The organism is Cryptosporangium minutisporangium (assembly GCF_039536245.1).
Classification (GTDB): domain Bacteria; phylum Actinomycetota; class Actinomycetes; order Mycobacteriales; family Cryptosporangiaceae; genus Cryptosporangium; species Cryptosporangium minutisporangium.
Window position 1 is genome coordinate 182770 of record NZ_BAAAYN010000043.1, and the last position, 26864, is coordinate 209633.

Genomic DNA, 26864 nt, shown 5'->3' on the forward strand with positions numbered 1-26864 from the left:
AGTTGCATTAACGGGTGCAACCGAAGCACGGCTTCGCGCACTTTCACAGTGGACAACTTGTGTCCGCACCGCCCGCTAGGTCCCGGAGTGGGTGGTGCGTTCCGGTGGGCGCTTTTCCCGCCGGAAGCCACGGGGTCAGCTGTGAGGAGAATTCATGCGCAGGCAGAAGTGGCGTCGGGTGACCGCCGGCGCGCTTGGCGTAGCGTTACTGGGAGCGGTGGTGACCACAGGCGGTAACGCCTCGGCTGCCGAGGAGAGCGTCGCCGGACGTTCCCCGGCCGCCGACGCGAAACTCGCCACCGCACTCCGAAAGGCGATCGACGCTCAGCGCTTCGCCGACGTCCTGGACACGGTGCCGCCGTCCACCGCCGCCGCGACGCAGCTCTACAAGACGCAGGTCGCACCGGACAGCGCCACCAAGATGCCGGCGGCCACTGCGGTCGCCGCCGCGGCGCCGATCCACCAGACCCCGCAGCTCGACGCGACGGTGATCAAGCTCGACCGCGCCGGACGCCCGGTCGCCGCGGCGGACGTCCTGCTCAGCCCGCAGTACCCGACCGGCAAGATCGTCCCGCTGGACGCGAACCTCACGACGACGCAGGTGCGCTGGCGTCAGTGGGACGACGCAACCTGGGACAACAACAACGGCCAGGGCACGACCGACATCGTCCCCGGACGGGAGAGCGCGCCGGTCGACTTCATGTCGCCGTACCCCGCGTCGGTGCTCAAACTGATGGTCGCGTTCGGCATCCTGCGGATGGTGGACGCCGGCGAGCTGAGCCTCGACGACACCTACACGTACACGCCGGTCGGAACCCCGAGCTCGCTCTGCGGTCCCGCCCGGGCGGCGACCTCGATCACGCAGCTCTTCGACGAGATGATCACGGTCTCGTCCAACCCGTCGACGTGCGCGCTGATCAAGCTGATGCACGACCAGGGCAAGATCGCCGGGCTCAACCAGCAGTTCGTCGATCTCGGCCTGCCCACTCTGCGGCTGGCCGGAACGAACCCGAACACCGGCGGTACCTGGGCGAACGCGGTCACGATGAGCTCGATCGACACCGCGAAGCTGCTCCTGCTGTTCAACGGATCGCCCGGCACGCTCTGGAAGACGCCGGCCGGCACGCGGGTGAAGGCGTCGGTGCTCAGCCCGTCGTCCCGGTCGTACGTGCTCGAGAAGCTCGGCGAGCAAGGGCTCAACCAGGTGCTCTCCACGACCAACTACTGTGGACGTGAGTACCCGGCGCAGGGTATTCCGCAGACCACGCCGGCTCGCTGGATCAACCCGGCCGACGGCACGGTGACGGTCGCCGGACGGAAGTACGGCCAGGACGTCCGGCCGTGCAACGCCACCGCGCAGGTGACGTTCGCGCACAAGACCGGTCTGGCCGACACGTCCGGTAACGACGCCGGCATCGTGAAGTCGCTGCCCGGTAAGCCGTTCGAGTCGTACATCGTGTCGGTGCACTCCAACCTCGGGTACCGCTACATCGACGCCGACCGTCCGGCCGACCCCGCGGGCGTCTACCCCGTGCAGTACACGGAGAAGCTCGCGCTCCTGGGCCGAGCCATCCACGCCCTGTAACGCCCGGACGCCCGGCGGCACTTCGCCGCCGGGCGTCCGTCCGTCGCCTCAGCGGGCCGCGCTCGAAGCGATCCACCTCTCGACGACGTCGGCTAGGACTGCGAGCGGGAGCGAACCCGCGCCGAGCACGGTGTCGTGGAACTCCTTGAGGTCGAACGCATCCCCGAGTTCCTTCGCCGCCCGAGCGCGCAGCGACAGCAGCTCGAGCCGTCCCACCATGTACGACAGCGCCTGCCCGGGGTACGCGATGTAGCGGTCGATCTCGGTCGCGGTCTCCTGGTCCGACAGCGGCGTGTGCGTCCGCATCCAGGTCAGAGCCTCCTCCCGCGACCACCCCAACGCGTGGATCCCGGTATCGACGACGAGCCGGGCCGCCCGCCACGAATCGGCGCTGAGCATCCCGAGCCGCGCCACGTCGTCCGAGTACAACCCCATCTCCTCGGCGAGCCGCTCGCAGTAGAGGCCCCACCCCTCGGCGTACGCCGTGTCGGCGAGCAGCCGCCGCGCCAGTGGTAGCCCGGTCATCTCCTGCGCGATCGAGATCTGGAAGTGGTGGCCGGGCACCGCTTCGTGGAACGCCACGACCTCCGCGGTGTGCCGGAACCGCTCGGTCGGTGCGTAGGTGTTCAGGAAGTAGGTGCCTTGCCGTGAACCGTCGATCGCGCCGGGCAGGTAGTAGGCGGGGGGTGAGCCGGGCGCGGCCGCGGCCGGTACCGGCTCGACGACGCACTCGGTGGACGGACGGTGCCCGAACCAGCCGGGTGCCGCCGCCCAAGCCCGCGCCACCGCACTCCGGGCCTGCTCCAGCATCTCGTCGGCGCTGGAGTACCGCAGTGCGGGGTCGGTGCGGAGCCGGGTGAAAATCTCGGCCTGGTCGCCGGTACCGAACACCCGACGGCCGATCTCCGCGTACTCGCTCTCCAACGCCGCGACGATCTGCAGCCCGACGGCGTGCAGCTCGGCCGGCGTCCGGTTGGTGGAGGTGTGCTTGCGGGCCAGCGTCGTGTAGATCTCTTCGCCGTCCGGCAGGTAGTAGACGCCCGGCTGCTCGTCCGGACGCCCGGCCGGCAGGATCTCGTCCTGCAGAACGGCGCGGTACGCGGTGAGCGCGGGCACCACCGCCTCGGCGAGCAACCGGTCCCGCTCGGCGGCGAACGCCTCCTGATCGTCGACGCCTGGTCCGCCCGGCGCGCGGAGACCGGCCAGGTTCTCGTCGGCCAGCACCCGGTCGAGGTGGGCGATGGCCGCTCGCACCAGCGAGGCGACCGGCGTCCGGCCCGCGACGAGACCTTCGCGGTGCCGGTCGGCGACCGCACCCAGGAACGCCGGGAACCGGCCGAGCCGGTCGAGGAACCCGTTGGCCTTCTCCGGCGTGACCAGCGGGACGCGCGGCAGCAGGTCGATCAGCGCCGCGGCCGGAGCGGCGAAGAAGTCGGTGATCGTCCACTCCACGGTGTGGAGCGCGGCGGCGTCCCGCTCCGCGTCGGCGAGGTGGATCACGAAGTCGCGGGTCTGCCGGTCGACCTCCGAGAGCCCTTCCGGGTCGAGGGCGCGCGCGCGATCGGCGAGATCACCGAAGGCCGCGCCCAGCCGTGCCTCTTCGCTCGCCGACGGGTCCGCGAGGCCGCCGTCGTAACCCGGGAGACCGAGCAGTGATGCACCGAGCGGGTCCGCCGTACAGACCAACGTGAGGAGTTCGTCAGCGAGTGAGGAGGCCGTTACGGTGAGATCAGAGGTCACGGTCAAAACGGTACGTCAAGCAGCGGCGCGATGTTCCTCGATCCAGTCGTCGATGCGCTCCCACCAGCCATAGAGCCACTCGACCTGCTGTTCCGGATCGGTGCGCGGGACCTCGGCGGCGGGCACCAGCCAGAAGCGCATCGTGATCGTCTTGTCCATCGGCAGCTCGCGCCAGACGTCGGCCACCGTCAGCATGTGGTCGAGTCCGGTGTGGGCGACCAGCAGCACGTCCGCGTCCGGTGGTGCTGCGCTCAGCGCGGCGACGACCCCGCCGGGTCGGGGAGCCAGTACGTGGATCATCTCCTCGGCGCGACGGGCGGCGGCGTGCAGACCCTTGCGGTGCAGGCTCTCGATGATCTTCGCGCGACGGTTCGGGGTGAAGTTGCCGCCCTCCGGAAAGATCACGAACGCGTCGTTCTCGTCCAGGCCGGTGGCGAGCGCCGCGATCTGGTCCTCCACGGCGTCGCTGGCCGATCCGGGGTTCGGCGAGATGAACCGGCTCGGCAGCCGGTTGAGCAGGACGTCGACCGCCGGGTCCCACTGCAGGGTGTCCTTCAGGACGATCCGGGGCTCCCGCGCGTACTGGTTGATCAGCGCGTTGGTCAGCAAGAACGAGTCGCCGGGGCCGGCGTGCCTGCAGAGCACGATCAGCGGTCGTCCAGGGTGCGCGTCCGGACCCGGTCCGTCGGTGCGCACCTGCAACTTGAGTACCCGGCCCGCTTGTCGGTAGACGATGTCCAACACCCAGGCGACGAGTTGGTAGTGCCGCAGCTGGAACTTCGGGCTCCGGACGCGGCGCGCGCTGCATCCCGCCGCGAGCCAGAGACCGAACAGCTCGAGCAGGACGGCGAGCTCCAAGACGAAGTAGAGCGTGACGAGCCAGACGATGCGCAGCAGCCGCCGTCGGCCCTTGAGCCCGATCGAGACCAGTCCGACGACGAGCAGCCAGAGCGGCATCGTCAGCAGTAGCCCGGTGAGGATGCAGACAGCAGCCGGAGCCACGATCAGGCGGCGGAACCAGCGAGGGATCGGCATGCTCAGGCAAGTCCGTTCTCGGCCAGGTAGGCGGTGCTGGCCTGGTAGGCGCGGTCGATGCGCCGATCGATCAATCCGAACGACCGGTACGCCAGCGGGGACAGGTCGGTGAGCGCCCGGTCGGTCTTGGCGTCGACGGGTTCACTGATTCCGGTCGGCAGAACGTGCACCTCGATGTTCCCGGGCAGGGACGCCATGTCGCGGGCGAACCGGTGCCGCCGGGCGATCTCGAACGCCACCATCGCTACCTCCCAGGGTTTGGACGGTGCCTGCAGGGGGCGCTCGATCCGGCCGACCTGCAGGACGAACACCTGCTCGGCGCCGAGCTCGATGGCGCGGCCGACCGGGATGCTGTTCACCAACCCCCCATCAAGGTAGTGCTCGTCCTCAATGCGCACTGGCGGCAGCAAACCCGGCACCGCGCAGGACGCCAGTACCGCCTCGATCAGCGGTCCGGACGTGAACCACTGCTCGGCGGCCCGTTCGATCGAGGCCGCACAGCACTGGAACGGAAGCCGGAGGTCCTCGAAGGTCAGGCCTTCCAGCGGCTTCAGCAACGCGCGTAGCGGTTCGGCCGAGTGGGCGTGCGTCCCGGTGCGGACCAGGTGCCCGACCTGGCGCGCCACCGACGCGCGGAAGACGCTCCTGGCGGCGTCGGACGCCCACAGTTCGGTGAGGCGGTCGGTGGTTTCCTCGATCGGCGCGGCGGCGAGAACGACGCCGTTCAGCGCGCCGATCGACGTCCCGACGACGAGGTCGGGGTGGATGCCTACGCCGTAGAGCGCACGGACCATCCCGACCTCGACGGCGCCGAGAACGCCGCCACCCCCCAGTACGAACGCGACAGTTCGGCCCATGTTCCGATCCTCACACGTCGGTGCGTGCGCGCTGGAGGGGCAGGGAAAGCCGGGCGTTCACTGTAGGTGCTCCAATTTGTGCGTTCTGTTGCCCGATCTGTCCGATCGGGTGGGTACGCCCTGACTCTTCGGGGGAGGTAACCGGAGACCGAGGGTCCATGCATCAGCCTTGAGTCCGGCCTTTACTTTTGCGCGGGGGGCGACGCTCTACTTTTGCCCAGGGGGTAACAACGGACGCTGGTGTCCCGCTGCACAGCACCTGAGACAAGGATGGTCATGCCGGGCGACTACCCGCCAGAGCATCGGTCCGCAGAGCCGCGGCCGCCTTCGGACGGTCCGCCGCATCTGCGATCGATGGGGTGGTCCGGTGATGACGGCCCGCCGCCCGGGCCGGGCGTGGTGCCGTCCGTGCCGTCCGTGCCGTCGTCCGGGGTGGTGGTGCCGCCGTCCGGGGTGCGGCCGTCCGGGGTGCGGCCGTCCGGGGGGCGGCCACCGGCCGCGGATGAGCAGGGTGCCGCCGGGATGGTGGGTCGGACCGGGCTCATCCAGCGCATCGAGCAGCGCCGGAACCGCCCCGACGAGCGCGGTCGGCACCCCGACGACGGGGACTACTACCTGGACTACCTGCACACGTCGGGCCACCGGGTACTCGGGTCGGCGGACGTGCCGGACGGCGACGAGTACCGCGACCGGTCCTCCGCGGGTTACGACGAGGCCTACGACGACGGGTACGACCGGCCGTCGCGTCGGGAGGCGCGGGGGGACCGGGACGACGTCGAGGGCCGACGTCCCGAGCGGCGTCGCTCCCGGGCCGACGACCGAGCACCGGAGGCAGGTGGTTACCGCGAGTACGGCGATCCCGCCGGGTACGCGGAATCGTCGGGCTACGGCGAGGCGGCCGGGCGGCGCGATCCGGAGAGCTATGCAGGGCGGGACGGGGACGAGTACGCGGACGGATCTGGCTACGGCGAGGTCGCCGGGCTGCGGGATCCGGACGGGCACTTTGAGCGGGACGGATCCACGGGGCGGGACGGATACGCGGACGGCTACGGCGAGGGCGCCGGACGGCGGGGTCCGGACAGGTCCGCGGGGCGGGATGGGGATGCAGGGCGGGACGAGTACGTGGATGGGTCCGGCCACGGCGCGGTCGTCGGGCGGCGGGGGCTGGATAGCTATGCGGAGCGGGAGGGGTACGCGGGGAGGGACGAGGACGCGGATGGGTCCGGCTACGGCGAGGTCGCCCGGCGGCGGGATCCGGACAACTACCCGGAATGGGATGGGCACGCTGCGCGGAACGGGCACGCTGAGCGGAATGGGCACGCTGAGCGGAATGGGCACGCTGAGCGGAATGGGCACGCTGAGCGGAATGGGCACGCTGAGCGGAATGGGCACGCTGAGCGGAATGGGCACGCTGAGCGGAATGGGCACGCTGAGCGGAATGGGCACGCTGAGCGGAATGGGCACGCTGAGCGGAATGGGCACGCTGAGCGGAATGGGCACGCTGAGCGGAATGGGCACGCTGAGCGGAATGGGCACGCTGAGCGGAATGGGCACGCTGAGCGGAATGGGCACGCTGAGCGGAATGGGCACGCTGAGCGGAATGGGCACGCTGAGCGGAATGGGCACGCTGAGCGGAATGGGCACGCTGAGCGGAATGGGCACGCTGAGCGGAATGGGCACGCTGAGCGGAATGGGCACGCTGAGCGGAATGGGCACGCTGAGCGGAATGGGCACGCTGAGCGCAACGGGCACGCTGAGCGCAACGGGCACGCTGAGCGCAACGGGCACGCTGAGCGCAACGGGCACGCTGAGCGCAACGGGCACGCTGAGCGCAACGGGCACGCTGAGCGCAACGGGTACACGGAGCGCAACGGGTACACGGAGCGCAACGGCGTTGCGGAGCGGGACGGGCGGCGCGCTGCCCGGCGCGCGAGGGAGGGCCTGCCGGCCGACGTCCGACCGGTAGACGTCCGACCCGCTGAGGGCACTCGCGCGGCGGCCCGGTTGGCGCGGGAGGCGCGCGAGGCCGCAGAGCGGGACCGCCGCGCCGACGATCGGTACGGCGATGATCGGTACGGCGAGCCCGACGGCGGTGCCTCCGGCCCGGACGAGCGGACCTACGAACCCGACGACCGGCCGCGCGCCGAGCGTTCCCGGCGCCCGCGGTACGACGCGGACGAGCCCGGCTGGATGACCGGGGACCTCGATCCGGAGTGGGGCGGCGCGCGGGGCCACGCGTCTGGCGCATCCGGCAGCGCCGGCGGGGCGGCGCCCAGCGGCCGCGCGGGCGCCGCGGTGCCGCGTCAGCGACCGAGCCGGGAGTGGGAGACCGGTGACCGGGAGCCGGTGCGGGACACCGGCGGACGCCCCGGCCGTGCGGCGGTCTCCCCGGTGAGCGGCGCCGCCCCGGTCCACGGAGCCGCCCCGGTCGGTGGCGCGGCACCCGTGAGTGGTGCGGCTCCGATCCACGGCGCGGCCCCGGTGCACGGTGCCGCTCCGGTGAGTGGTGCGGCTCCTGTGTATGGGGCTGCTCCGGTGAGCGGCGCTGCCCCCATGCGCGGCGCAGCGCCCGTCNGCACGGTGCCGCTCCGGTGAGTGGTGCGGCTCCTGTGTATGGGGCTGCTCCGGTGAGCGGCGCTGCCCCCATGCGCGGCGCAGCGCCCGTCAGCGGCGCCGCCCCAATGCACGGCGCTGCCCCGGTGAGTGGTGCGGCTCCTGTGTATGGGGCTGCTCCGGTGAGCGGCGCTGCCCCCATGCGCGGCGCAGCGCCCGTGAGTGGCGCTGCCCCTATCCACGGCGCGGCTCCGGTGAGTGGTGCGGCTCCAATGTATGGGGCTGCTCCGGTGAGCGGCGCTGCCCCCATGCGCGGCGCAGCGCCCGTGAGTGGCGCTGCCCCTATCCACGGCGCGGCTCCGGTGAGTGGTGCGGCTCCAATGTATGGGGCTGCTCCGGTGAGCGGCGCTGCCCCCATGCGCGGCGCAGCGCCCGTGAGTGGCGCAGCGCCAATGCACGGCGCAGCGCCCGTCAGCGGCGCAGCCCCAATCCGCGGCGTTGGACCGGTCGGTGGCGCGGCGCCCGTGAGCGGCGCGGCTCCGGTCCACGGTGCAGCGCCGGTCAGTGGCGCGGCCCCGATCCACGGCGCGGCTCCAGTGAGTGGCACAGCTCCCATTCACGGCGCCCCGGGGCACGGCGGGGCCCCGGGGCACGGCGGGGCGCCGGGGCATGGCGCGGCGCCCGTGAGCGGCGCGGCTCCGGTCCACGGTGCAGCGCCGGTCAGTGGCGCGGCCCCGATCCACGGCGCGGCTCCAGTGAGTGGCACAGCTCCCATTCACGGCGCCCCGGGGCACGGCGGCGCCCCGGGGCACGGCGGGGCGCCGGGGCACGGCGGGGCGCCGGGGCATGGCGCGGCGCCCGTGAGCGGTGCTCCGTCCGGCCCGATCGGTCCGGTGGCTTGGAACGTGAGCGGTGAGATCCCGACCGCCTGGTCCCCGGATCGTCCGCGCGGCGCGTCCTTGGAACCGCCCGAGCCGGGCCTCAGCGGCGCCCCCCAACAGACCTTCAGCAAGCCGATGCTCGCCGGGCTAGGAACCGCCGGTCTCCTGATCGCGGTGGTGTCCTGCATCCTCGGATCGGTGGTCGGCGTTCCGCTGCGGGGCGAGCCGGCGCCCGACGTCACGGTGAAAGTCACGATCTCGCCGTCGCCGGTCTACGTCACACCCGACGCGTCCACCGCGGCCACGCCGGGTGACGGCGAGGGCTCGGAGAGCGTCCCCGCCACCCCCTGAGCAGGAACTCTCCGCCGATCGCGTTGCGGACGAGTGCCCGTCGGGGAAGGACGGGGACGTCGGTGCCGACGGCGGGTGCCCGCCGGAACGACACCCGCTGCTGGACGAGTCCGAGCCCACCCGCTGTCGGCGGTGTGGTTGTCGCCGTTCCGGGGGGCCGCCTAGATGGTTGTTGCGCCTTCCGTGCCATGGCACGGAAAGCACGCCAACCACTGCCTGCCCCGCCCGGAAGATGCGACAACCACCCGGCGTTTCGCCCGGAGAGCGCGACAACCATTGCGTGCCCCGCCCGGAGAGGGCGCCAACCACTGCCTGCCCCGCCCGGAAGATGCGACAACCACCCGGCGTTTCGCCCGGAGAGCGCGACAACCATTGCGTGCCCCGCCCGGAGAGGGCGCCAACCACTGCCTGCCCCGCCCGGAAGGCGCGACAACCACTGCGTGTCCCGCCCGGAGGATGCGACAACCACTGCCGCTCTGCCCGGAGGATGCGACAACCACTGCCGCCCCGCACGGAGGATGCGACAACCACTGCGTGCCCCGGCGCACTCGGGAGCGCACGGAAAAGGCCCATAGCGTCTTCGCTATGGGCCTTCGCTGTCTACTGTGGTGCCCTCCCTACGAGGGGGGCATCGTCGCCGCCACCGGGTTTCGACAGCTGCTCGTGGGTTCAGAGCTCAGGGCAGACGGTCAGTCGAGGTCGGTCTCGATGCCGTGCCGCGTGAGGGTCCGCACGGCGGCGTCCGAGCCGCCGGCGTGCGAAGCCAGCTCCGCGAAAGCGCGGCGCTCGCCCTTCTCGTCGACGAGACGGGCCCAGGCGTCCCGGGCGTGCCGGGCCGACCGTGCGCGCACCAGCGCGTTCGCGGCGGTTCCGGAGAAAAACATGTCGACACTCCTACTCTTCCGGGCGCTCCCTGCGCCCACATCGACTGTAACGATCCAGAAGAGCATCGTCATCCGGATGAGCACGTGACGGTGGTCATGGCCGCCGGGCCCGCCGGGCACCCCTATACCCTGGAGCCCACTATGAGCGTCCAGTCGGTCTTTCCTCGCCTCGAACAGCTGCTGCCCCGTGTGCAGAAGCCGATCCAGTACGTCGGCGGGGAGCTCAACTCCACGATCAAGGACTGGGACGCCCACCCCGTGCGGTGGGCGCTCATGTACCCGGACGCGTACGAGGTCGGCCTTCCCAACCAGGGCATCCAGATCCTCTACGAGATCATCAACGAGCGGCCGGACGCGCTGGCCGAGCGCACCTACGCGGTCTGGCCCGACCTCGAGAAGCTGATGCGCGAGCACGGCGTGCCCCAGTTCACCGTCGACGCCCACCGGCCCGTCACCGCTTTCGACGTGCTCGGCGTGAGCTTCGCCACCGAGTTGGGCTACACCAACCTGCTCACCGCCCTGGACCTCGCGCAGATCCCGCTCCACGCGGCAGACCGCACCGAAGATCACCCGATCGTGCTCGCCGGTGGCCACGCCGCGTTCAACCCCGAGCCGATCGCTGACTTCATCGACGCGGCCGTACTCGGCGACGGTGAAGAGGCCGTCAACGAGATGACCGACGTCATCCGGGAGTGGAAGGAGCAGGGCCGCCCAGGTGGCCGGGACGAGGTGCTGCTCCGGCTGGCCCGTACCGAGGCCGTCTACGTCCCGCGCTTCTACGACGTCGACTACCTGCCCGACGGCCGTATCCAGCGGGTCGTGCCGAACCGGGCCGACGTGCCGTTCCGCATCCGCAAGCGGACGACGATGGACCTCGACGCCTGGCCGTACCCGAAGCAGCCGCTGGTGCCGCTCGCCGAGACCGTGCACGAGCGCGCCAGCGTCGAGATCTTCCGTGGCTGCACCCGGGGCTGCCGGTTCTGCCAGGCCGGGATGATCACCCGGCCGGTGCGCGAGCGCTCGATCACCGGCATCGGCGAGATGGTCGACGCCTCGCTCCAGGCCACCGGCTTCCAGGAGGTCGGTCTGCTGAGCCTCTCGTCGGCCGACCACAGCGAGATCGCCGAGATCACCAAGGACCTCGCCGACCGGTACGAGGGGACGAACACGTCCCTGTCGCTGCCGTCGACCCGGGTGGACGCGTTCAACATCGACCTGGCCAACGAGCTGTCCCGGAACGGTCGCCGGTCCGGTCTGACGTTCGCGCCCGAAGGTGGCAGCGAGCGCCTCCGCCGGGTGATCAACAAGATGGTCTCGAAGGACGACCTGATCCGGACCGTCGCCGCCGCGTACTCGGCCGGCTGGACCCAGGTGAAGCTGTACTTCATGTGCGGTCTGCCGACCGAGACCGACGAGGACGTCCTGGAGATCGCGGAGATGGCGCACGACGTCATCCGGACCGGTCGCCAGGCCGCCGGGCGTCGCGACATCCGCTGCACGGTGAGCATCGGCGGATTCGTTCCGAAGCCCCACACCCCGTTCCAGTGGGCCGCGCAGGAGCACCCGGACGTCGTCGACGACCGGCTGCGAAAGCTGCGGCAGGCGATCAACGCCGACCGCAGCCTGGGTAAGGCGATCGGCTACCGCTACCACGACGGCAAGCCGTCCCTGATCGAAGGCCTGCTCTCCCGCGGTGACCGCCGCGTCGGTCGGGTGATCCGGCGGGTCTGGGAGGAAGGCGGCCGTTTCGACGGCTGGCACGAGCACTTCTCCTACGAGCGCTGGGTGGACGCCGCGAAGGCCGAGCTCGAGCCGATCGGCGTCTCGCTCGATTGGTTCACCACCCGGGAGCGCGAGGAGCTGGAGGTCCTGCCCTGGGACCACCTCGACTCCGGTCTGGACAAGGAGTGGCTCTGGGCCGACTGGCAGGACGCCCTCGACTCGGTCGAGCAGGACGACTGCCGTTGGACGCCGTGCTTCGACTGCGGCGTGTGCCCCACGATGGACACCGAGATCCAGATCGGCCCCACCGGTAAGAGGCTTCTGCCGCTTACCGTTGTTAACAGCTGATACGCCCTAGGAGTCCCCACTGTCCCGAATGCCCGACGGTCCGCCACCGCCCCCCGTCGTCCAGCGAGTGCGCTTGCGGTACACGAAGCGCGCCCGCCTGCGATTCACCTCGCATCGTGACTTCGCCCGTGCCTTCGAGCGGGCGCTCCGGCGGGCGAACGTACCCATGGCGTATTCGGCCGGATTCAGCCCGCACCCGAAGGTCTCCTACGTGGGGGCCGCGCCGACCGGGGTGGCCAGCGAGGCGGAGTACGTGGAGATCGGCCTGGCACGTGAGGTCGACGTGGAGCAGCTGCGCGCTGCGCTCGACCGTGCGCTGCCGCCCGGGATCGACATCGTCGACGCGGTCCAGTCCACCGGTGGCTCGCTGCCGGAACGAATCGACGCTTCGGAGTGGCAGATCGAGCTTCCGGGGGTAGACCCAGCGGAGGCACGGTCTGCGGTAGCCGCATTGCTGGCCGCCGAGTCGGTGCCGGTTGAGCGTCGGACGAAGGCCGGCCTGCGCTCGATCGACGTCCGATCTGCGCTGGTCAGCGCCGTTGTAACGGAGGAGGTGCGGCTCGTCGGCAGTGAGGGTGCCGCTCCCCTCTCGGGGGCCACCCCGGCTGAGCTGGGAGTGTCCACGGCTGCCGCTGGCAGCCCCTGTGCGATAATCATTTGCGTTGTACGGCATCTGACACCCGCTGTACGACCCGATGACATCCTGACCGGTCTGCGCCACGTCGTTGCCAGCGCCGATCTGGACTCGGCGGAGCCGCCCCGCGCCACACGATTGGTTCAGGGGGCGCTCACCGCCGAAGGCCGGATCGTCGATCCGCTCGATGCCGACCGCGGCGGGCTCGCCATCGGTACGCCGACCTAACCGGCGTGACTGAGCTAATTGGCTTGAAAGGGACTCGGCGGTCACCGGAACTTCCGGTAGCCGCTTGACAGCACCGATACGACACGCCCCTGAGTGGCCGCGGACACGCGCCCGGGGGCGGACGGGAGACTTGCCCGGATGCTCGAAAACGAGCCGACCGGGGTCGGTCCGGCAGGGAATTCCCTGCCCGGATCGACCACCGGTAGCCCCGATACTGACAGTTCAGCCGGCACGGCTCACGCTGCCGGCTCCGACGCCGAGGCGTCGCCGACCCCCGAACCGGCCGCGCGCCCAGCGCGGCGTCGTGCGGCGCGGCGGGCGGCCGGTCCACCTGCCGAACCGCCGTTGACCTCTTCCGACACCGTTGCGGACGTCGTCCCCGCGGCCGTCATCACGCCGACGCCAGCGCCGGAGCCCCCGAGCGGGTCCGAGCCGCCCGCTGACGCGGGTTGGCCGGTGGTCCCTGCGCCGGTCACCGAGACCGCCGACGCGCCTGCCGCGCAGGCAGAGCCGGCGCCGCGACGCCGCGCGACGAGATCCCGTCGGCGCACGGCCGAGCCGGTCGCCGAGGAGACCGCGACCCCGACGGCCGAGCCGACCCCGCCTGCCGAGAGCACGGCGTCTGCCGGGAGCGGTGAAGGTGACGCTCCGGTGAACGACCCGACACCGCCCGACGTGGCGGTCGAGGTCACCGCGCCGCGCACTCGCCGTCGCCGTCGGGTGGCCGCGGCGGGGGCCGACGGCCCCGCGGCGACCACGGAGAACACAGCCGACGCGGCGCCCGCCGACACCCCGGCGCCCGCCGACAGCCCAGCGCCGACCCAGAGCGCAGCGCCGGTCGCCAGCGCAGAGCCCGCCGAGGCGGAGGCGCCCGCCCCCACGTCGCGACGCCGTCGCCGCTTGTCGTCCGCCGCGAGCGGGGGCGCCCCGTCTGCGGCGGCCCCGTCTGCGGCGGCCCCGTCTGCGGAGGCCCCGTCCGCCGGAGCTGGCCCGGAGGCCGGCGCCGCTGAGTCCGGCCCGCTCCGGGGCGAGACCGCCGCGTCCGAGCCCGCCGCGCCCGCGGTGACGCCGCCGGCGGCGGTCGCCGCCACCTCGCCGTTCACCCCTGCCGCACCCCCCGCCGAGCCGGTGGCCGAGGTTGCGGAAGAGCCGACCACCCGCCGGACGCGTGTCCGGCGTGCGCCGATGGTCACGTTCATGGCGCCGGAGCCCTCTGCCGTCCCGATCCGTCCGGTCGAGCCGGTCGTCGCCATCGAGGCGGAGGACGAGGCCGAGGACCTCGAGGACACCGACGAGACCGAGGACTCCGAGAACACCGAGAACGAGGTCGCGGAGACCGACGACCTCGCTACCGACGACGAGGACGACGGTGGTGACGACAGCCGTCGGCGTCGGCGGCGCGGTCGCCGGGGCCGCGGTCGCGGTCGGGGCGAGAACGGCGCGGACAGCGCGGAGAACGACGCCGACGAGTCGGCCGCACCAGCGGACGGCACGTCCGAGGACGACGCGGAGGCCACCGCGTCCGACGAGAGCGACGAGAACGACGACGAGGCGGCCGAGGCCACCGACGGCTCGGACGACGAGGCCGGCAGCGGCAGCCGCCGTCGGCGTCGCCGTCGTCGTCGGGGGGCCGGCGAGGCCGAGGTCGTCACCAGCGACGACCCGCCGAACACCGTGGTCAAGGTGCGGCAGCCGGTCGCACCGACTCGGTCGATCGAGGACGAGGTCCAGGGCGTCAAGGGCTCGACCCGGCTCGAGGCCAAGCGTCAGCGTCGCCGGGAGGGCCGCGAGAGCAACCGGCGTCGCCCGCCGGTGCTCACCGAGGCGGAGTTCCTGGCTCGCCGCGAGGCCGTCGAGCGGGTGATGGTCGTCCGCCAGATCGGCGACCGCACCCAGATCGCCGTGCTCGAGGACGACGTCCTGGTGGAGCACTACGTCACCAAGGCCAGCTCGACGTCGTACGCGGGCAACGTCTACCTGGGCCGCGTGCAGAACGTCCTGCCGAGCATGGAGGCGGCGTTCGTCGACATCGGCAAGGGCCGCAACGCGGTGCTCTACGCCGGTGAGGTGAACTGGGACGCCGCCGGTATGGAGGGCCGCCCGCGCAAGATCGAGGTCGCGCTGAAGAGCGGCGACTCGGTGCTGGTGCAGGTGACCAAGGACCCGATCGGCCACAAGGGCGCCCGGCTCACCAGCCAGGTCAGCCTCCCCGGCCGATTCCTGGTGTACGTGCCCGAGGGCCAGATGACCGGCATCAGCCGGAAGCTGCCCGACACCGAGCGCAAACGTCTCAAGGACATTCTGAAGAAGATCGTCCCCGAGAACGCCGGTGTGATCATCCGCACTGCGGCTGAGGGCGCCAGCGAGGCGGAGCTGACCCACGACGTCGAGCGGCTCGAGGCGCAGTGGCAGGTGATCAAGGAGAAGGCCACCAAGGGTGGCGCTCCTGTCCTGCTCAACGCCGAGCCCGATCTGGTAATCCGGGTGATCCGGGACGTCTTCAACGAGGACTTCTCGAAGCTCGTCGTCTCCGGTACCGAGGCGTGGCCGCAGGTCGAGGCCTACGTCCGGGACGTCTCGCCCGACCTGGCCGAGCGGCTCGTGCACCACACCGCCGAGACCGACGTGTTCGCCGCGTACCGGATCGACGAGCAGATCACCAAGGCGCTCGACCGCAAGGTCTGGCTGCCCAGCGGTGGTTCGCTGGTGATCGACCGTACCGAGGCGATGACCGTCGTCGACGTCAACACCGGCAAGTTCACCGGCCAGGGCGGGAACCTCGAGGAGACGGTCACCCGCAACAACCTGGAAGCGGCCGAGGAGATCGTCCGGCAGCTCCGGCTGCGGGACATCGGCGGCATCATCGTCATCGACTTCATCGACATGGTGCTCGAGGCGAACCGCGACCTGGTGCTCCGTCGCCTGACCGAGTGCCTGGGCCGTGACCGGACCAAGCACCAGGTCGCGGAGGTCACGTCGCTGGGCCTGGTGCAGATGACCCGGAAGCGGGTCGGCCAGGGTCTGCTGGAGGCGTTCAGCGAGACCTGCGAGGTCTGTCGCGGGCGCGGTGTCATCCTCCACAACGAGCCGCTGATCGGTCGCCAGACCGGTGGGAACAACGGGAACGGCAACGGGCAGCAGCAGGGTGAGCCGGCCGCGGTGGAGCCGAAGGAGGGCCGTCGTTCCCGCCGCAAGCGCGGAGGGAGCGAGCCGGTCGGCACGGTCGCTCCGCCGGCCGTGGCCGCGGTCGCGGCGATCCACGCAGCCAGCACCCGGACCGTGGCCCTCGCGCCGGGCGACGAGGACGAGGACGTGATCGACGTCGTCGACGAGACCGCCGACGCGCTGATCGTCGACGACATCGCCCGCGAGACGGAGGTCGAGGGCGACCTGGCCTACGACGTCGCCGACGCGGACGTCGTCGAGGTCGCCCCGGTGGAGCGGAGCCCCGGACGTCGGCGCTCCCGGCGCGCGGAGCGTCCGGCCGGTTCGCCTGCCGGAGCCGACGACGCCGCGAAGGAAGGCACCACCGGGACCTCCGGGGGCGACGATTCGTCGGGCGACCGCGCAGGCGGCGCATCGGCGGACGGGCGCTCCGAGGCGTCCGGCGACGGTACTGCTCACCGCCACGCGGCCGGCATCGGTACCGCGCATGCGGCGGCCGCCGCCGCGGTCGGCGACGCCGGAGCGGACGTGGTGGTGAAGCCGGCGGACCAGATGGTCGTCAGCGGCGCCGCTGCGACGCCCCCGGAATCCGGATCAACGCCGGACGGCGGGGCCGCGATCGCGAGCGAGCCGGCTCCGGCCACGACGAGCCGACCACGGCGCGCTCGCCGGGCAGCGTCCCGGCCGGCCGGTCCACCGGAGGGGGCGGACGCCGAGTGACCACCCCCACGAGCTGGGCCGGAGCACTCGGTTCGTTGATCGCGAGTCCGGTACGGTAGTCTTTCCGGTGGCGCGTTCACCGCGCCCCCGCTGCCTGCATAGACAGCGCCCTTACCCGGGTGTTCGTTCGGTCAGGCATGCATGTCAGTCATTGTCTTCCAGAGCAGGTAGGAGACCCGCGTCTCATGTACGCCATCGTCAAGACCGGCGGCAAGCAGTACAAGGTGGCGGTCGGCGACGTCGTCGAGGTCGAGAAGATCTCGGGCGCGCCCGGTGACGCGATTACGCTGCCGGCCCTGCTCGTCGTCGACGGTGAGGGTGACAAGGTCAACGTCACCCACGAGGCTGCGAAGCTCGCTTCGTTCACGATCTCCGGTGAGGTCGTGGCCCACACCAAGGGCCCGAAGATCAAGATCCACAAGTACAAGAACAAGACCGGCTACCACAAGCGTCTGGGTCACCGTCAGCCGCTGACCCAGATCAAGGTCACCGGTATCGAGAGCGGGAAGTAGGGCTTAGCGACATGGCACACAAGAAGGGCGCATCGTCCTCCCGTAACGGGCGCGACTCCGCCGCCCAGCGGCTGGGTGTGAAGCGCTTCGGCGGTCAGGTCGTGAAGGCCGGCGAGATCATCGTCCGCCAGCGCGGCACCCACTTCCACCCCGGCGACCTGGTCGGCCGCGGTGGCGACGACACGCTGTTCGCACTGGCGCCGGGCGCGGTGACGTTCGGTTCGAAGCGCGGTCGCAAGACCGTCAGCATCGTCCCGGTGGAGGTCTGAGCCCGCCGGGGTAACGCATCACAAAGGCGGGTCGGGCTCTCCCGACCCGCCTTTGTCGTGTTGCGGTTCGTGACCGTCGAAGGTTCGGTGCCCTTCCCGCCGGAGGGCGGTGGAGCTGTCCGGCGGTGATGCGCGGCTCAGCGTCGATAAAGAAGGAACAGCAACCGGGCGACGGCGGTTGTTTTGGGGTGACTCGGCCGGAACGGCCGGGCGTAGAGACAGAGGAGTCATCGTGGCGACGTTCGTCGACCGGGTGGTGCTACACGTCACCGCCGGTGATGGCGGCCACGGATGTGCCTCCGTGCACCGCGAGAAGTTCAAGCCGCTCGGCGGCCCCGACGGCGGCAACGGCGGGAACGGCGGCGACGTCGTCCTGGTCGTTGATCCGAACGTCCACACGCTGCTCGACTTCCACTACCGCCCGCACGCCAAGGCGACCAACGGACGGCCGGGCCAGGGCGGCAACCGCTACGGCGCGAACGGCACCGACCTGGAGCTGAAGGTTCCGGACGGCACGGTCGTGCACGACAGCGACGGCACCGTGCTGGCCGACCTGACCGGCGCGGGTACCCGGTACGTGGTCGCGCAGGGTGGTCACGGTGGGCTCGGCAACGCGGCGCTCGCCACCGCGAAGCGCAAGGCCCCCGGGTTCGCGCTGCTCGGTGAGCCGGGCGAGTCGCACGACGTCGTGCTCGAGCTGAAGAGCGTCGCGGACGTCGGTCTGGTCGGGTTCCCGAGCGCAGGCAAGTCGTCGCTGATCGCGGTGGTGTCCGCCGCGCGACCGAAGATCGCCGACTACCCGTTCACCACGCTCGTGCCGAACCTGGGCGTCGTGACCGCCGGTGAGACCGTCTTCACGATGGCTGACGTGCCCGGTCTCATCCCGGGTGCCGCCACCGGCCGCGGGCTGGGGCTGGAGTTCCTCCGGCACATCGAGCGGACCGCTGTGTTGGTGCATGTCGTCGACACCGCGACCGAGGAGCCGGGGCGCGACCCGCTCGCCGACATCGACGCGCTCGAAGCGGAGCTCGCGGCCTACGGCGGTCTGCAGGACCGGCCGCGGCTGGTGGTTCTGAACAAGGTCGACGTGCCGCACGGACGGGACCTGGCCGAGATCATCCGGCCGGACCTGGATGCGCGCGGTTACCGGGTGTTCGAGGTCAGCACGGTGACCCGCGAGGGCCTCAAGCCGCTGCTGTTCACGCTCGCCGAGATCGTCGAGGCGGAGCGGGAGCGGCGCGGTGCGCCCGACCCGGCCCGGATCGTTCTCCGCCCGGTGGCGGTGGACGAGACGCCGTTCACGGTCTCCGAGGACGGCGAGGGCGGCTACGTGGTGCGCGGCGCGAAGCCGGAGCGCTGGATCAAGCAGACCGACTTCCAGAACGACGAGGCCGTGGGCTACCTCGCGGACCGGCTGGCGAAGCTGGGCGTCGAGGAGGAGCTCGCGAAGGCCGGTGCGCACGCCGGTGACGCGGTGACGATCGGCGGCGTGACGTTCGACTGGGAGCCGACGCTCGGTGGGGCGGCCGAGGTGCTGCTCACCCGTCGCGGCGAGGACCCGCGGCTCGCGCTCACCGATCGGGCGGGCGCGTCCGATCGGCTGCTCGCCCGGCGTCGCCGCCGTGGCCAGGACCCGGAGAAGGGCGGCGAGCGCGGGGCCTACGACTACGGCGACGAGCTGTGAGGGCTCCTCTCGCCGACGCTCGTCGGGTCGTCGTGAAGATCGGCTCGTCGTCGTTGACGGAGCGGTCCGGTGGGCTGGCGACCGAGCGCATCGACGCACTGGTGGACGTGTTGGCCGAGCGGCGCAAGGCCGGGGCGCAGGTCGTGCTGGTGTCGTCCGGGGCGATCGCGGCCGGGATCGCGCCGTTGGGGTTGACGCGGCGCCCGCGGGACCTCGCGACCCAGCAGGCCAGCGCCTCGGTCGGGCAGATGCTGCTGGTGGCGCGGTACGCGACGTCGTTCGAGCGGTACGGGCTGACCGTCGGCCAGGTGCTGCTCACGGCGGACGACGTCATTCGCCGGACGCACTACCGGAACGCCAGCCGGAACTTCGAGCGTCTGCTCGACCTGGGCGTCGTCCCGATCGTGAACGAGAACGACGCGGTGGCGACCGACGAGATCCGCTTCGGCGACAACGACCGGCTGGCGGCCCTGGTGGCGCACCTGTTGCACGCCGACGCGCTGGTGCTGCTGTCGGACGTGGACGGCCTGTACTCCGGGGACCCACGTCGTCCGGGGGCCCAGCTTGTGCCGTTCGTCAGTTCGGCCGCGGATCTCTCCGAGGTCGAGGCGAGTGCGAAGGGTGCCTCCGGGGTGGGCACCGGCGGAATGGCGAGCAAGGTCGCGGCGGCCCAGGTGGCGACGTCAGCTGGCGTGCACGTCGTCCTGACCTCGGCCACCCACGCGGCCGACGCGCTGGCCGGGGAGGACGTCGGGACGTACTTCGCGCCGACCGGCCGCCGGCTGCCGACGCGCCTGCTGTGGCTGCGGCACGCGACGACGCCGCGCGGTCGGCTGCTGCTCGACGACGGCGCGGTGGACGCGGTGGTGTCCCGGCGCGCGTCGCTGCTGTCGGCGGGGATCACCGGCGTCTCCGGAGACTTCGTCGCCGGGGACCCGGTGGATCTGGTTTCGCCCGCCGGGGTCTCGGTGGCGCGGGGGCTGGTGGCGTACGACGCGGCCGAGCTGCCGCCGTTGCTGGGCAAGTCGACGCACTCGGTCGGGCCGAAGTATCGCCGTGAAGTCGTACACCGGGATGATTTGGCGTTGCTCTGAGGCCGTAGGATTGTTGAACAATCTAGGTGAGGAGCGCACGATGACGACCGAGCAGGAGGTCCGCGCCGTCGCGGCCCGGTCCAAGGAGGCCGCCGCCGAGCTCGCGCCGCTCTCCCGGGCGGAGAAGGACGCCGCGCTGTTCGCGATGGCCGACGCGCTGGTCGCCGCCGCTCCCACGGTGCTCTCGGCGAACGAGCGGGACCTCGCCGCTGGACGGGAAGCCGGGCTGGCGCCCGGGATGCTGGACCGGCTGGCGCTCTCCGAGGAGCGCATCGAGGGCATGGCCCAGGGGTTGCGCGACGTCGCAGCGCTGCCGGACCCGGTGGGTGAGGTGATCCGCGGGTACACGCTCCCGAACGGCCTGGAGGTCCGGCAGATCCGGGTGCCGCTCGGCGTCGTCGGCATCATCTACGAGGCCCGCCCGAACGTCACGGTGGACGCCGCGGGGCTGTGCCTGAAGAGCGGCAACGCGGCGCTGCTGCGGGGGTCGGCCTCGGCGTACCACTCGAACACGGCGCTGGTCGGAGTGCTCTCGGAGGCCGCAGCGAAGGCCGGCCTGCCGGCGGACGCCGTTCAATTGGTGCCGGGCGTCGATCGGGAGTCGGTGACGCACCTGATGCGGGCGCGCGGACTGGTCGACGTGATCATTCCGCGCGGGGGCGCCGGGCTGATCAAGAACGTCGTGGAGAACTCGATCGTGCCGGTGATCGAGACCGGGGTCGGCAACTGCCACGTCTACGTCGACGCGGCGGCCGACCTGGAGATGGCCACGTCGATCACTCTGAACTCCAAGGTCCAGCGGCCGAGCGTCTGCAACGCGGCCGAGACGCTGTTGGTGCACTCCGCTGTGGCATCGACGTTCCTGCCTTCGGTGGCGGCCGCCCTGCACGCCGAGGGCGTGACGCTGCACGCGGACGCTACGGTCCTGGAGTTGCTGGGCGCCGGTCCTTTGACCGTGCCCGCGACCGATTCCGACTGGGAGACCGAGTACAACTCGCTCGACCTGGCTGTACGGGTGGTCGACTCGGTGGACGACGCGGTCGCGCACATCCGCCGGTGGGGGAGTGGGCACACCGAGGCGATCGTCTCGTCCGACACCCGGGCGGTCCGGCGGTTCAGTTCGCGGCTGGACAGCGCGGCGGTGATGGTGAACGCGTCGACCCGGTTCACCGACGGCGGGGAGTTCGGGTTCGGTGCCGAGATCGGGATCTCGACGCAGAAGCTGCACGCGCGGGGGCCGATGGGGCTGCCGGAGATGACCAGCACCACGTACCTGGTGACCGGCGACGGTCACGTGCGCTGACGCGTTCCGGATGTCCGACGCGCGTCCGGGCCGCGCGCCCCGGAGGGCTCGCGGCCCGGGCTCGCGGACCGCGTCTTGCGGGTTCGCCGCGCCCGCGCAGTGTGCTCGCCGCGCGCGCCGCGCAGCGGGCTCGCTGCGCGCCCGCGCAGCGGGTTCGCCGCGTTCGCCGCGCAGCGGGTTCGCCGCGTAGCGGGTTCGCTGCGCAGCGCGTTCGCCGCGCAGCGGGTTCGCCACGCAGCGGGTTCGCTGCGCAGCGGGTTCGCTGCGCTGATTTGCGCCAAATCGGCTTCCACGGGCTCCGTGGAGGCCGGTTTGGCGTGAATCCGTGTCGCGGCGGTTCAATGACGTGAGGAGACTCGCAGAAAGCGCGGCTCTTCGGGCTCGTCACGGCCGGGATGCGAAGATTTTGGGATGAGTGAACGGCGTGCGCCGGCCCGGCGGATCGGAGTGATGGGCGGCACGTTCGACCCCGTCCACCACGGTCACCTGGTCGCGGCTAGCGAAGTCGGAACCCTTTTCGGGCTGGACGAGGTGGTGTTCGTCCCGACCGGCAACCCCTGGCAGAAGGACGACTCCTCGGTCAGCGCCGCCGAGGACCGGTACCTGATGACCGTCATCGCGACGGCGTCGAACCCGCGGTTCTCGGTCAGTCGCGTCGACGTCGACCGCCCGGGCCCGACGTACACGATCGATACGCTCCGTGACCTCCGACGGCTCTGGGGCCCCGAGGTGGAGCTGTTTTTCATCACCGGCGCGGATGCCCTGTCGGCGATCCTTTCCTGGAAAGACGTCGACGAGCTGTTCGACCTGGCGCACTTCATCGGGGTGACCCGGCCGGGCTACACGCTGACCGACGCGCATCTGCCGCAGGACGCGGTCACGCTGGTCGACGTCCCGGCGATGGCGATCTCGTCGAGCGGCTGCCGCGACCGGGTGCGGTCCGGTCTGCCGGTCTGGTACCTCGTTCCGGATGGCGTCGTCCAATACATTGAGAAACGACGCCTGTACCGAACGTGACGCACTGATTCCGCGGTCCACTCGCGACCGACCGAATGTTTCGCCAGCCCTGATCAGCGGGTACTGAGAGGTCGAGCGAGTCATCGGACTCCGGAAGGACGTACCGGAAATGGCCTACCGCGGCGGCTACCGCTCGTCGGCCAGCCGGGCGGTGACGGGGATCACCGCGGCGCTGGTCGTGGTCATCGTCCTGGGAATCGTCTTCGTACTGCTCAACGCCGACCAGGCGAACATGGTCGTGAACTTCGTGCTGGCCGTCGGTAGGTGGCTGACCAGGCCGTTCGCGAACCTGTTCCAGATGGAGACCGTCGACCAGGCGGTCCTCGTCAACTGGGGCATGGCGGCGGTCGCTTATTTCTTCATCGGATCGGCGCTGGCGCGGCTCACCCGCGGCTGAGCACAGTTCCGGTATTTGCCGGGCGCCCCTTTGCGCTCCGGGCCACAACGTTTCTCGCGCCGCACCGTTCTGGGAGCCGAAGTTTCAATTCCGTTACCGGGATCGCCACGTTTCTGCCAGCACCGGCCGTTTCGCTGGCAACGAGTCCGTTTTCGTCGGTTCCCTTCGACATTTGCCCGACGGCCAGTGCATACGTGATGACCGGCACCGGCGATCGTCGTCGAGACGTGAGACCCTAGTAGTTCGGAATTGTCAGTTACAGGAAGGGGCCGCCGTGGCCGTCTCTGCCCGCGCGAACGAGTTGGCGCTCGCCGCCGCCCAAGCCGCCTCCGACAAGCTCGCCACCGACATCGTCGTTCTCGACGTCAGCGAGCAACTCGTCATCACCGACGCATTCGTCATCGCGTCGGCCCCGAACGAGCGTCAAGTGTCGGCGATCGTCGACTCGGTGGAGGAGCGGCTGCTCGGACTGGGAGCCAAGCCGGTGCGCCGGGAGGGCGAGCGTGAGGGGCGCTGGGTCCTGCTCGACTTCATCGACATCGTGGTGCACGTGCAGCACGCCGAGGAGCGTTCGTTCTACGCCCTGGAGCGGCTCTGGAAGGACTGTCCGGTGATCCCTTTCGTGGACGCCGCGCTGGCAGCGGGCAGCGACACCGGTTCCCCGCAGTGACGGCGCGTCGCGTCCTGATTTGGCGGCACGGACGAACCGAGTGGAACGCGGCCGGGCGGATCCAGGGTCAGACCGACGTCCCGCTCGACGAGACCGGTGTGCAGCAGGCGATCCAGGCGGCACCGCTGCTCGCGGCGGAGGCCCCGGACGCCATCGTCAGCAGTGACCTCCAGCGGGCGAAGCGCACCGCGGACGCGCTGGCGGCCGTCACCGGTCTGCCGGTCAGCGTGGACCCGCGGCTGCGTGAAACCGGGTTCGGTCCGTGGCAGGGCCTGTCCCACACCGAGTTGGCCGAGCGTTTCCCGGACGAGTACGCGCTGTGGAAGCGCGGTGAGACGCCGACCATTCCCGGGATCGAGCGTCCGGCCGAGGTCGTCGCCCGGATGCGGGACGCGCTCACCGACGCGCTCGCCGCGGTCGAGGGGACGCTCGTCGTGGTGTGTCACGGCGGCGCGGCTCGGCGTGCGGTGCAGGCCCTCACCGGGTGGTCGGACGAGGTGGCCGCGCAGCTGGCGGCGCTCGGCAACTGTCGCTGGACCGAGCTGCGGCACTCGTCGTCGCGGGGTTGGCGTCTGCACGCGCACAACGTCGGACCGCTGAGCGGTGCGGCCGGAAACGACGCGCCGTCGACCGCAGCGGACGCCGAGCCGACCGCTGACGAGGAACTGACGTCGTCGCAGACGAGCCGCTGAAGGCTTGGTGTCTTGACGCGTTGATTCGTCCGCGCCTGGGCGGGCCGCAGCCGAGCCCGGATTCGCAGGACATGGCCTAGTTCTCCCGCGGTACATCTCGCCGCCGTCTACGCGAAGCGGAGGCTAGTGTTCGCCCATGGCTCGCCGCGTCGCCGTCGTTACCGATTCCACGTCCGACATTCCGCGCGAGCTGGTGGCCCGGTACGAGCTCACCGTCGTTCCGACCTTCGTCACGATCGGCGAGGTGACCGGCCGGGAAGGCCTCGACATCAGTTCGGCCGACGTCGCGGTCGCGCTGCGGCAGGGCCGGGAGCCGGTGACGACCTCGCGGGCGACGCCGCACTCGCTCGGCGAGGCCTTTCAGGCAGCTTTCGACGCGGGCGCGGAGGCGGTCGTGTCGATCCACCTGTCGGCGGCGCTCTCCGGAACGTACGAGGCGGCGCTGCTGGCTGCGGCGTCGAGCGTCGGACCGGTGATCGTGGTCGACTCGCGGTCGATCGCGATGGGGCTGGGAGCGGCGGTGTTGGAAGCCGCGACCGTCGCGCAGGCCGGCGGCACGGCCGAGGAAGTTCGGGACGCGGCCCTCGCCGCGGTCGACCGGACCACGCTGCTGTTCTACGTGGACACACTGGAGCATCTCCGGCGCGGCGGCCGGATCAGTGCGGCGGCCGCCCTGATCGGGACGACGCTGTCCGTGAAGCCGATCCTGCGGCTGGAGGACGGGCAGATCGTCGTCGCCGAGCGAGTGCGCACCGCACAACGGGCCCTGGCGAAGCTGGAGGAGATGGCCGTCGAGGCCGCCGGTACCCACGGTGCTGACCTGGTGGTACAGCATCTCGCCGCCCCGGAGCGCGCCGGCGGGCTGCGGGAGCGGTTGTACGTACGGGTGCCGCGGGTCGGCCGGGTGCTCACCGGCGAGGTCGGGCCGACCGTCGGTGCGCACGTCGGACCGGGGCTGGTGGGGGTCGCGGTGACGCGGCACCCGTAACACGTCCGGGCGTGCGATGACCGCTGTCCACCGGCGGTCCGGTTGTCCACAGCGGCGGTCGAGGGCGCTGGGGTCGCTGCTCAGGGCGGCCTACGGTCAGCCGCCATGGGACGCCGTGAGGTCGCCGACAACTCTCTGATCGCCCGGTCACGAGTCGCCGCACTCGGCTCGTTCCGCCAGGAGGACCCGCCCGGATTCGATCGAGGGCCGGGGCACGACGGGGCGTTACCGCAGGGTGGGGCGCCACCGCAGCGCGGGGCGCCACCGCACGGCGGGGCGATACCGGGGGGCGGAACGTCGGATCGGGGCGGGGCGTTCGATCCGGGGGCGGAGCCCGAGGGCGCATGGCCGTTCGGCGGCGCATCGGATGCGGCCACTCGGCTGCCCGCGCCGGAGCCGCTGCCCTCCCCGGAAGCGGGATGGCGCCGGTGGGCACCGGCGGCGGTGCGAGACGCGTCGCTCGGCCCGGGACGCCGTGGGTTGCTCGCGCTGGCGGTAGTCGCGGTGCTGGTCGCGCTCGTCGCGGGGGTCGCGGCCTGGCGCGCCCGCCCGGAGGCCGAGCCGGTCGTCACCGCGTCGATCGTCGACGCACCCAGCACTTCCCCCTCCGCGTCGCCCGCCGAGGCCGTGGTCGCGGTGAGCGGACGCGTGCGTCGGCCCGGGCTGGTGCGGCTGCCGGCCGGCTCGCGGGTCGCGGACGCCCTGGCGGCGGCCGGGGGCGCGCTCCCGGGAGCGGACCTCAGCACGCTCAACCTGGCTCGCAAGGTGGTGGACGGCGAACTGATCGCGGTCGGCGTGCCGGCTCCCGCCGGGCCGGTGGCGGGCGGTCCGCCCGCAGCCGGTGCGCCCGCTCCGGGGACGCCCCTGGACCTCAACACCGCGACCGCCGAGCAGTTGGACGCGCTGCCCGGCGTCGGACCGGTGCTCGCCGAGCGGATCGTGACCTACCGCACCGACCATGGTGGGTTCCGCTCGGTGGACGAGCTGCGCCAGGTCGAGGGCATCGGCGACACCCGCTTCGAGAAGCTCCGAGAGCTGGTGCGGGTGTGAGGTCCGGCGTGTGGCGTCCCGCCGGGAGCGGAGACGGGCCGCGGTCACCGGGCGGGCCGCGATCGCCAGGTGAGCGGCGGTCACCGGGCGCGTCGCGGTCGCCGGACGAGCTGCCGGACCCCGGCGCGGGTCGGGGTCCGGCAGATCTGCGGCTCGCAGGGCTGGCGCTCGGGGCATGGGTCGCCGTGTGGTGGTGTCTCGGGCACGGGCCTCGAGCCGCGGCCGTGGCGGCCGGCGCGTGGGTGCTGGTGGCGGTGGGCGCGGGCCTGATCGGCGTTCGCCTCGACCGCGCGTCCGCCGATAGGGCCGCGTCCGCCCCGGTGCCCCTGCCCGCGCCGCCCGCGCCGTCCGCGCCCGCGNCGGGCCTGATCGGCGTTCGCCTCGACCGCGCGTCCGCCGATAGGGCCGCGTCCGCCCCGGTGCCCCTGCCCGCGCCGCCCGCGCCGTCCGCGCCCGCGGCGCCGTCCGCGCCGTCCGCGCCCGCG

At 71.7% G+C, this 26864-nt stretch carries 21 protein-coding genes; 17 read left to right on the forward strand and 4 right to left on the reverse strand.

The features are described 5' to 3' along the window. Positions 1 to 154 precede the first annotated feature (154 nt). Positions 155 to 1585 (forward strand): serine hydrolase, encoded by a 1431-nt coding sequence (locus tag ABEB28_RS30185; protein ID WP_345731631.1) that lies wholly within the window; start codon positions 155 to 157, stop codon positions 1583 to 1585. 48 nt (positions 1586 to 1633) lie between these two features. On the opposite strand, the gene ABEB28_RS30190 is transcribed toward ABEB28_RS30185, so the two are convergent. Genes ABEB28_RS30190 through ABEB28_RS30200 form a run of 3 tightly spaced genes read right to left on the reverse strand, consistent with a single transcriptional unit; the run spans position 1634 to position 5217 of the window. After that, complete coding sequence (locus ABEB28_RS30190; protein ID WP_345731632.1) at positions 1634 to 3325, reverse strand: DUF885 domain-containing protein; 1692 nt, start codon at positions 3323 to 3325, stop codon at positions 1634 to 1636. 15 nt (positions 3326 to 3340) lie between these two features. Beyond that, positions 3341 to 4360: a lysophospholipid acyltransferase family protein gene (locus ABEB28_RS30195; protein WP_345731633.1), complete on the reverse strand. Its 1020-nt coding sequence runs from the start codon at positions 4358 to 4360 to the stop codon at positions 3341 to 3343. 2 nt (positions 4361 to 4362) lie between these two features. After that, a complete protein-coding gene (locus tag ABEB28_RS30200) occupies positions 4363 to 5217 on the reverse strand; it encodes a patatin-like phospholipase family protein (RefSeq protein WP_345731634.1) in 855 nt (284 codons plus the stop codon). Between the two features lie 1276 nt (positions 5218 to 6493). On the opposite strand from ABEB28_RS30200, the gene ABEB28_RS30205 reads away from it, so the two are divergent. Next, positions 6494 to 7183, forward strand: coding sequence for a hypothetical protein (locus tag ABEB28_RS30205; RefSeq protein WP_345731635.1), 690 nt, complete (start codon positions 6494 to 6496; stop codon positions 7181 to 7183). A 1480-nt stretch (positions 7184 to 8663) separates the two neighbouring features. Beyond that, positions 8664 to 9002 (forward strand): hypothetical protein, encoded by a 339-nt coding sequence (locus ABEB28_RS30210; protein ID WP_345731636.1) that lies wholly within the window; start codon positions 8664 to 8666, stop codon positions 9000 to 9002. A 689-nt stretch (positions 9003 to 9691) separates the two neighbouring features. Here the strand turns inward: ABEB28_RS30210 and ABEB28_RS30215 are convergent. After that, positions 9692 to 9886 (reverse strand): hypothetical protein, encoded by a 195-nt coding sequence (locus ABEB28_RS30215; RefSeq protein WP_345731637.1) that lies wholly within the window; start codon positions 9884 to 9886, stop codon positions 9692 to 9694. A gap of 141 nt (positions 9887 to 10027) precedes the next feature. On the opposite strand from ABEB28_RS30215, the gene ABEB28_RS30220 reads away from it, so the two are divergent. From ABEB28_RS30220 to ABEB28_RS30285, 14 genes are all read left to right on the forward strand, one after another. Next, entirely contained in the window at positions 10028 to 11956 is a 1929-nt protein-coding gene (locus ABEB28_RS30220) for a TIGR03960 family B12-binding radical SAM protein (protein ID WP_345731638.1), read from the forward strand. A gap of 28 nt (positions 11957 to 11984) precedes the next feature. After that, positions 11985 to 12818: a TIGR03936 family radical SAM-associated protein gene (locus ABEB28_RS30225; protein ID WP_345731639.1), complete on the forward strand. Its 834-nt coding sequence runs from the start codon at positions 11985 to 11987 to the stop codon at positions 12816 to 12818. Between the two features lie 183 nt (positions 12819 to 13001). Beyond that, complete coding sequence (locus tag ABEB28_RS30230) at positions 13002 to 16703, forward strand: Rne/Rng family ribonuclease (RefSeq protein ID WP_425559011.1); 3702 nt, start codon at positions 13002 to 13004, stop codon at positions 16701 to 16703. A gap of 185 nt (positions 16704 to 16888) precedes the next feature. Next, on the forward strand, positions 16889 to 17215 hold the full coding sequence (gene rplU, locus ABEB28_RS30235) for a 50S ribosomal protein L21 (protein WP_345731641.1): 327 nt from the start codon (positions 16889 to 16891) through the stop codon (positions 17213 to 17215). Positions 17216 to 17226: 11 nt separating this feature from the next. After that, entirely contained in the window at positions 17227 to 17484 is a 258-nt protein-coding gene (gene rpmA / locus ABEB28_RS30240; RefSeq protein WP_345731642.1) for a 50S ribosomal protein L27, read from the forward strand. Between the two features lie 232 nt (positions 17485 to 17716). Then, positions 17717 to 19168 (forward strand): GTPase ObgE, encoded by a 1452-nt coding sequence (gene obgE, locus ABEB28_RS30245; protein ID WP_345731643.1) that lies wholly within the window; start codon positions 17717 to 17719, stop codon positions 19166 to 19168. Then, positions 19165 to 20262 (forward strand): glutamate 5-kinase, encoded by a 1098-nt coding sequence (proB, locus tag ABEB28_RS30250; RefSeq protein WP_345731644.1) that lies wholly within the window; start codon positions 19165 to 19167, stop codon positions 20260 to 20262. The genes obgE and proB overlap by 4 nt, the downstream gene beginning before the upstream one ends. A gap of 40 nt (positions 20263 to 20302) precedes the next feature. Then, the gene (locus ABEB28_RS30255; RefSeq protein ID WP_345731645.1) at positions 20303 to 21565 is read left to right on the forward strand and encodes a glutamate-5-semialdehyde dehydrogenase; all 1263 of its coding nucleotides are present in this window, start codon (positions 20303 to 20305) and stop codon (positions 21563 to 21565) included. 411 nt (positions 21566 to 21976) lie between these two features. Then, positions 21977 to 22582 carry a nicotinate-nucleotide adenylyltransferase gene (gene nadD, locus ABEB28_RS30260; protein ID WP_345731646.1) on the forward strand — a complete coding sequence of 202 codons (606 nt, stop codon included), beginning with the start codon at positions 21977 to 21979 and terminating at the stop codon, positions 22580 to 22582. 109 nt (positions 22583 to 22691) lie between these two features. Then, on the forward strand, positions 22692 to 22979 hold the full coding sequence (locus ABEB28_RS30265; RefSeq protein WP_345731647.1) for a hypothetical protein: 288 nt from the start codon (positions 22692 to 22694) through the stop codon (positions 22977 to 22979). Between the two features lie 274 nt (positions 22980 to 23253). Continuing rightward, positions 23254 to 23649, forward strand: coding sequence for a ribosome silencing factor (rsfS, locus tag ABEB28_RS30270; RefSeq protein WP_345731648.1), 396 nt, complete (start codon positions 23254 to 23256; stop codon positions 23647 to 23649). After that, positions 23646 to 24341, forward strand: a complete 696-nt coding sequence (locus tag ABEB28_RS30275) for a histidine phosphatase family protein (protein ID WP_345731649.1) — start codon at positions 23646 to 23648, stop codon at positions 24339 to 24341. The genes rsfS and ABEB28_RS30275 overlap by 4 nt, the downstream gene beginning before the upstream one ends. Positions 24342 to 24477: 136 nt before the next feature. Further along, the gene (locus ABEB28_RS30280; protein ID WP_345731650.1) at positions 24478 to 25329 is read left to right on the forward strand and encodes a DegV family protein; all 852 of its coding nucleotides are present in this window, start codon (positions 24478 to 24480) and stop codon (positions 25327 to 25329) included. 105 nt (positions 25330 to 25434) lie between these two features. After that, entirely contained in the window at positions 25435 to 26379 is a 945-nt protein-coding gene (locus tag ABEB28_RS30285; protein ID WP_345731651.1) for a ComEA family DNA-binding protein, read from the forward strand. Positions 26380 to 26864: the final 485 nt, after the last annotated feature.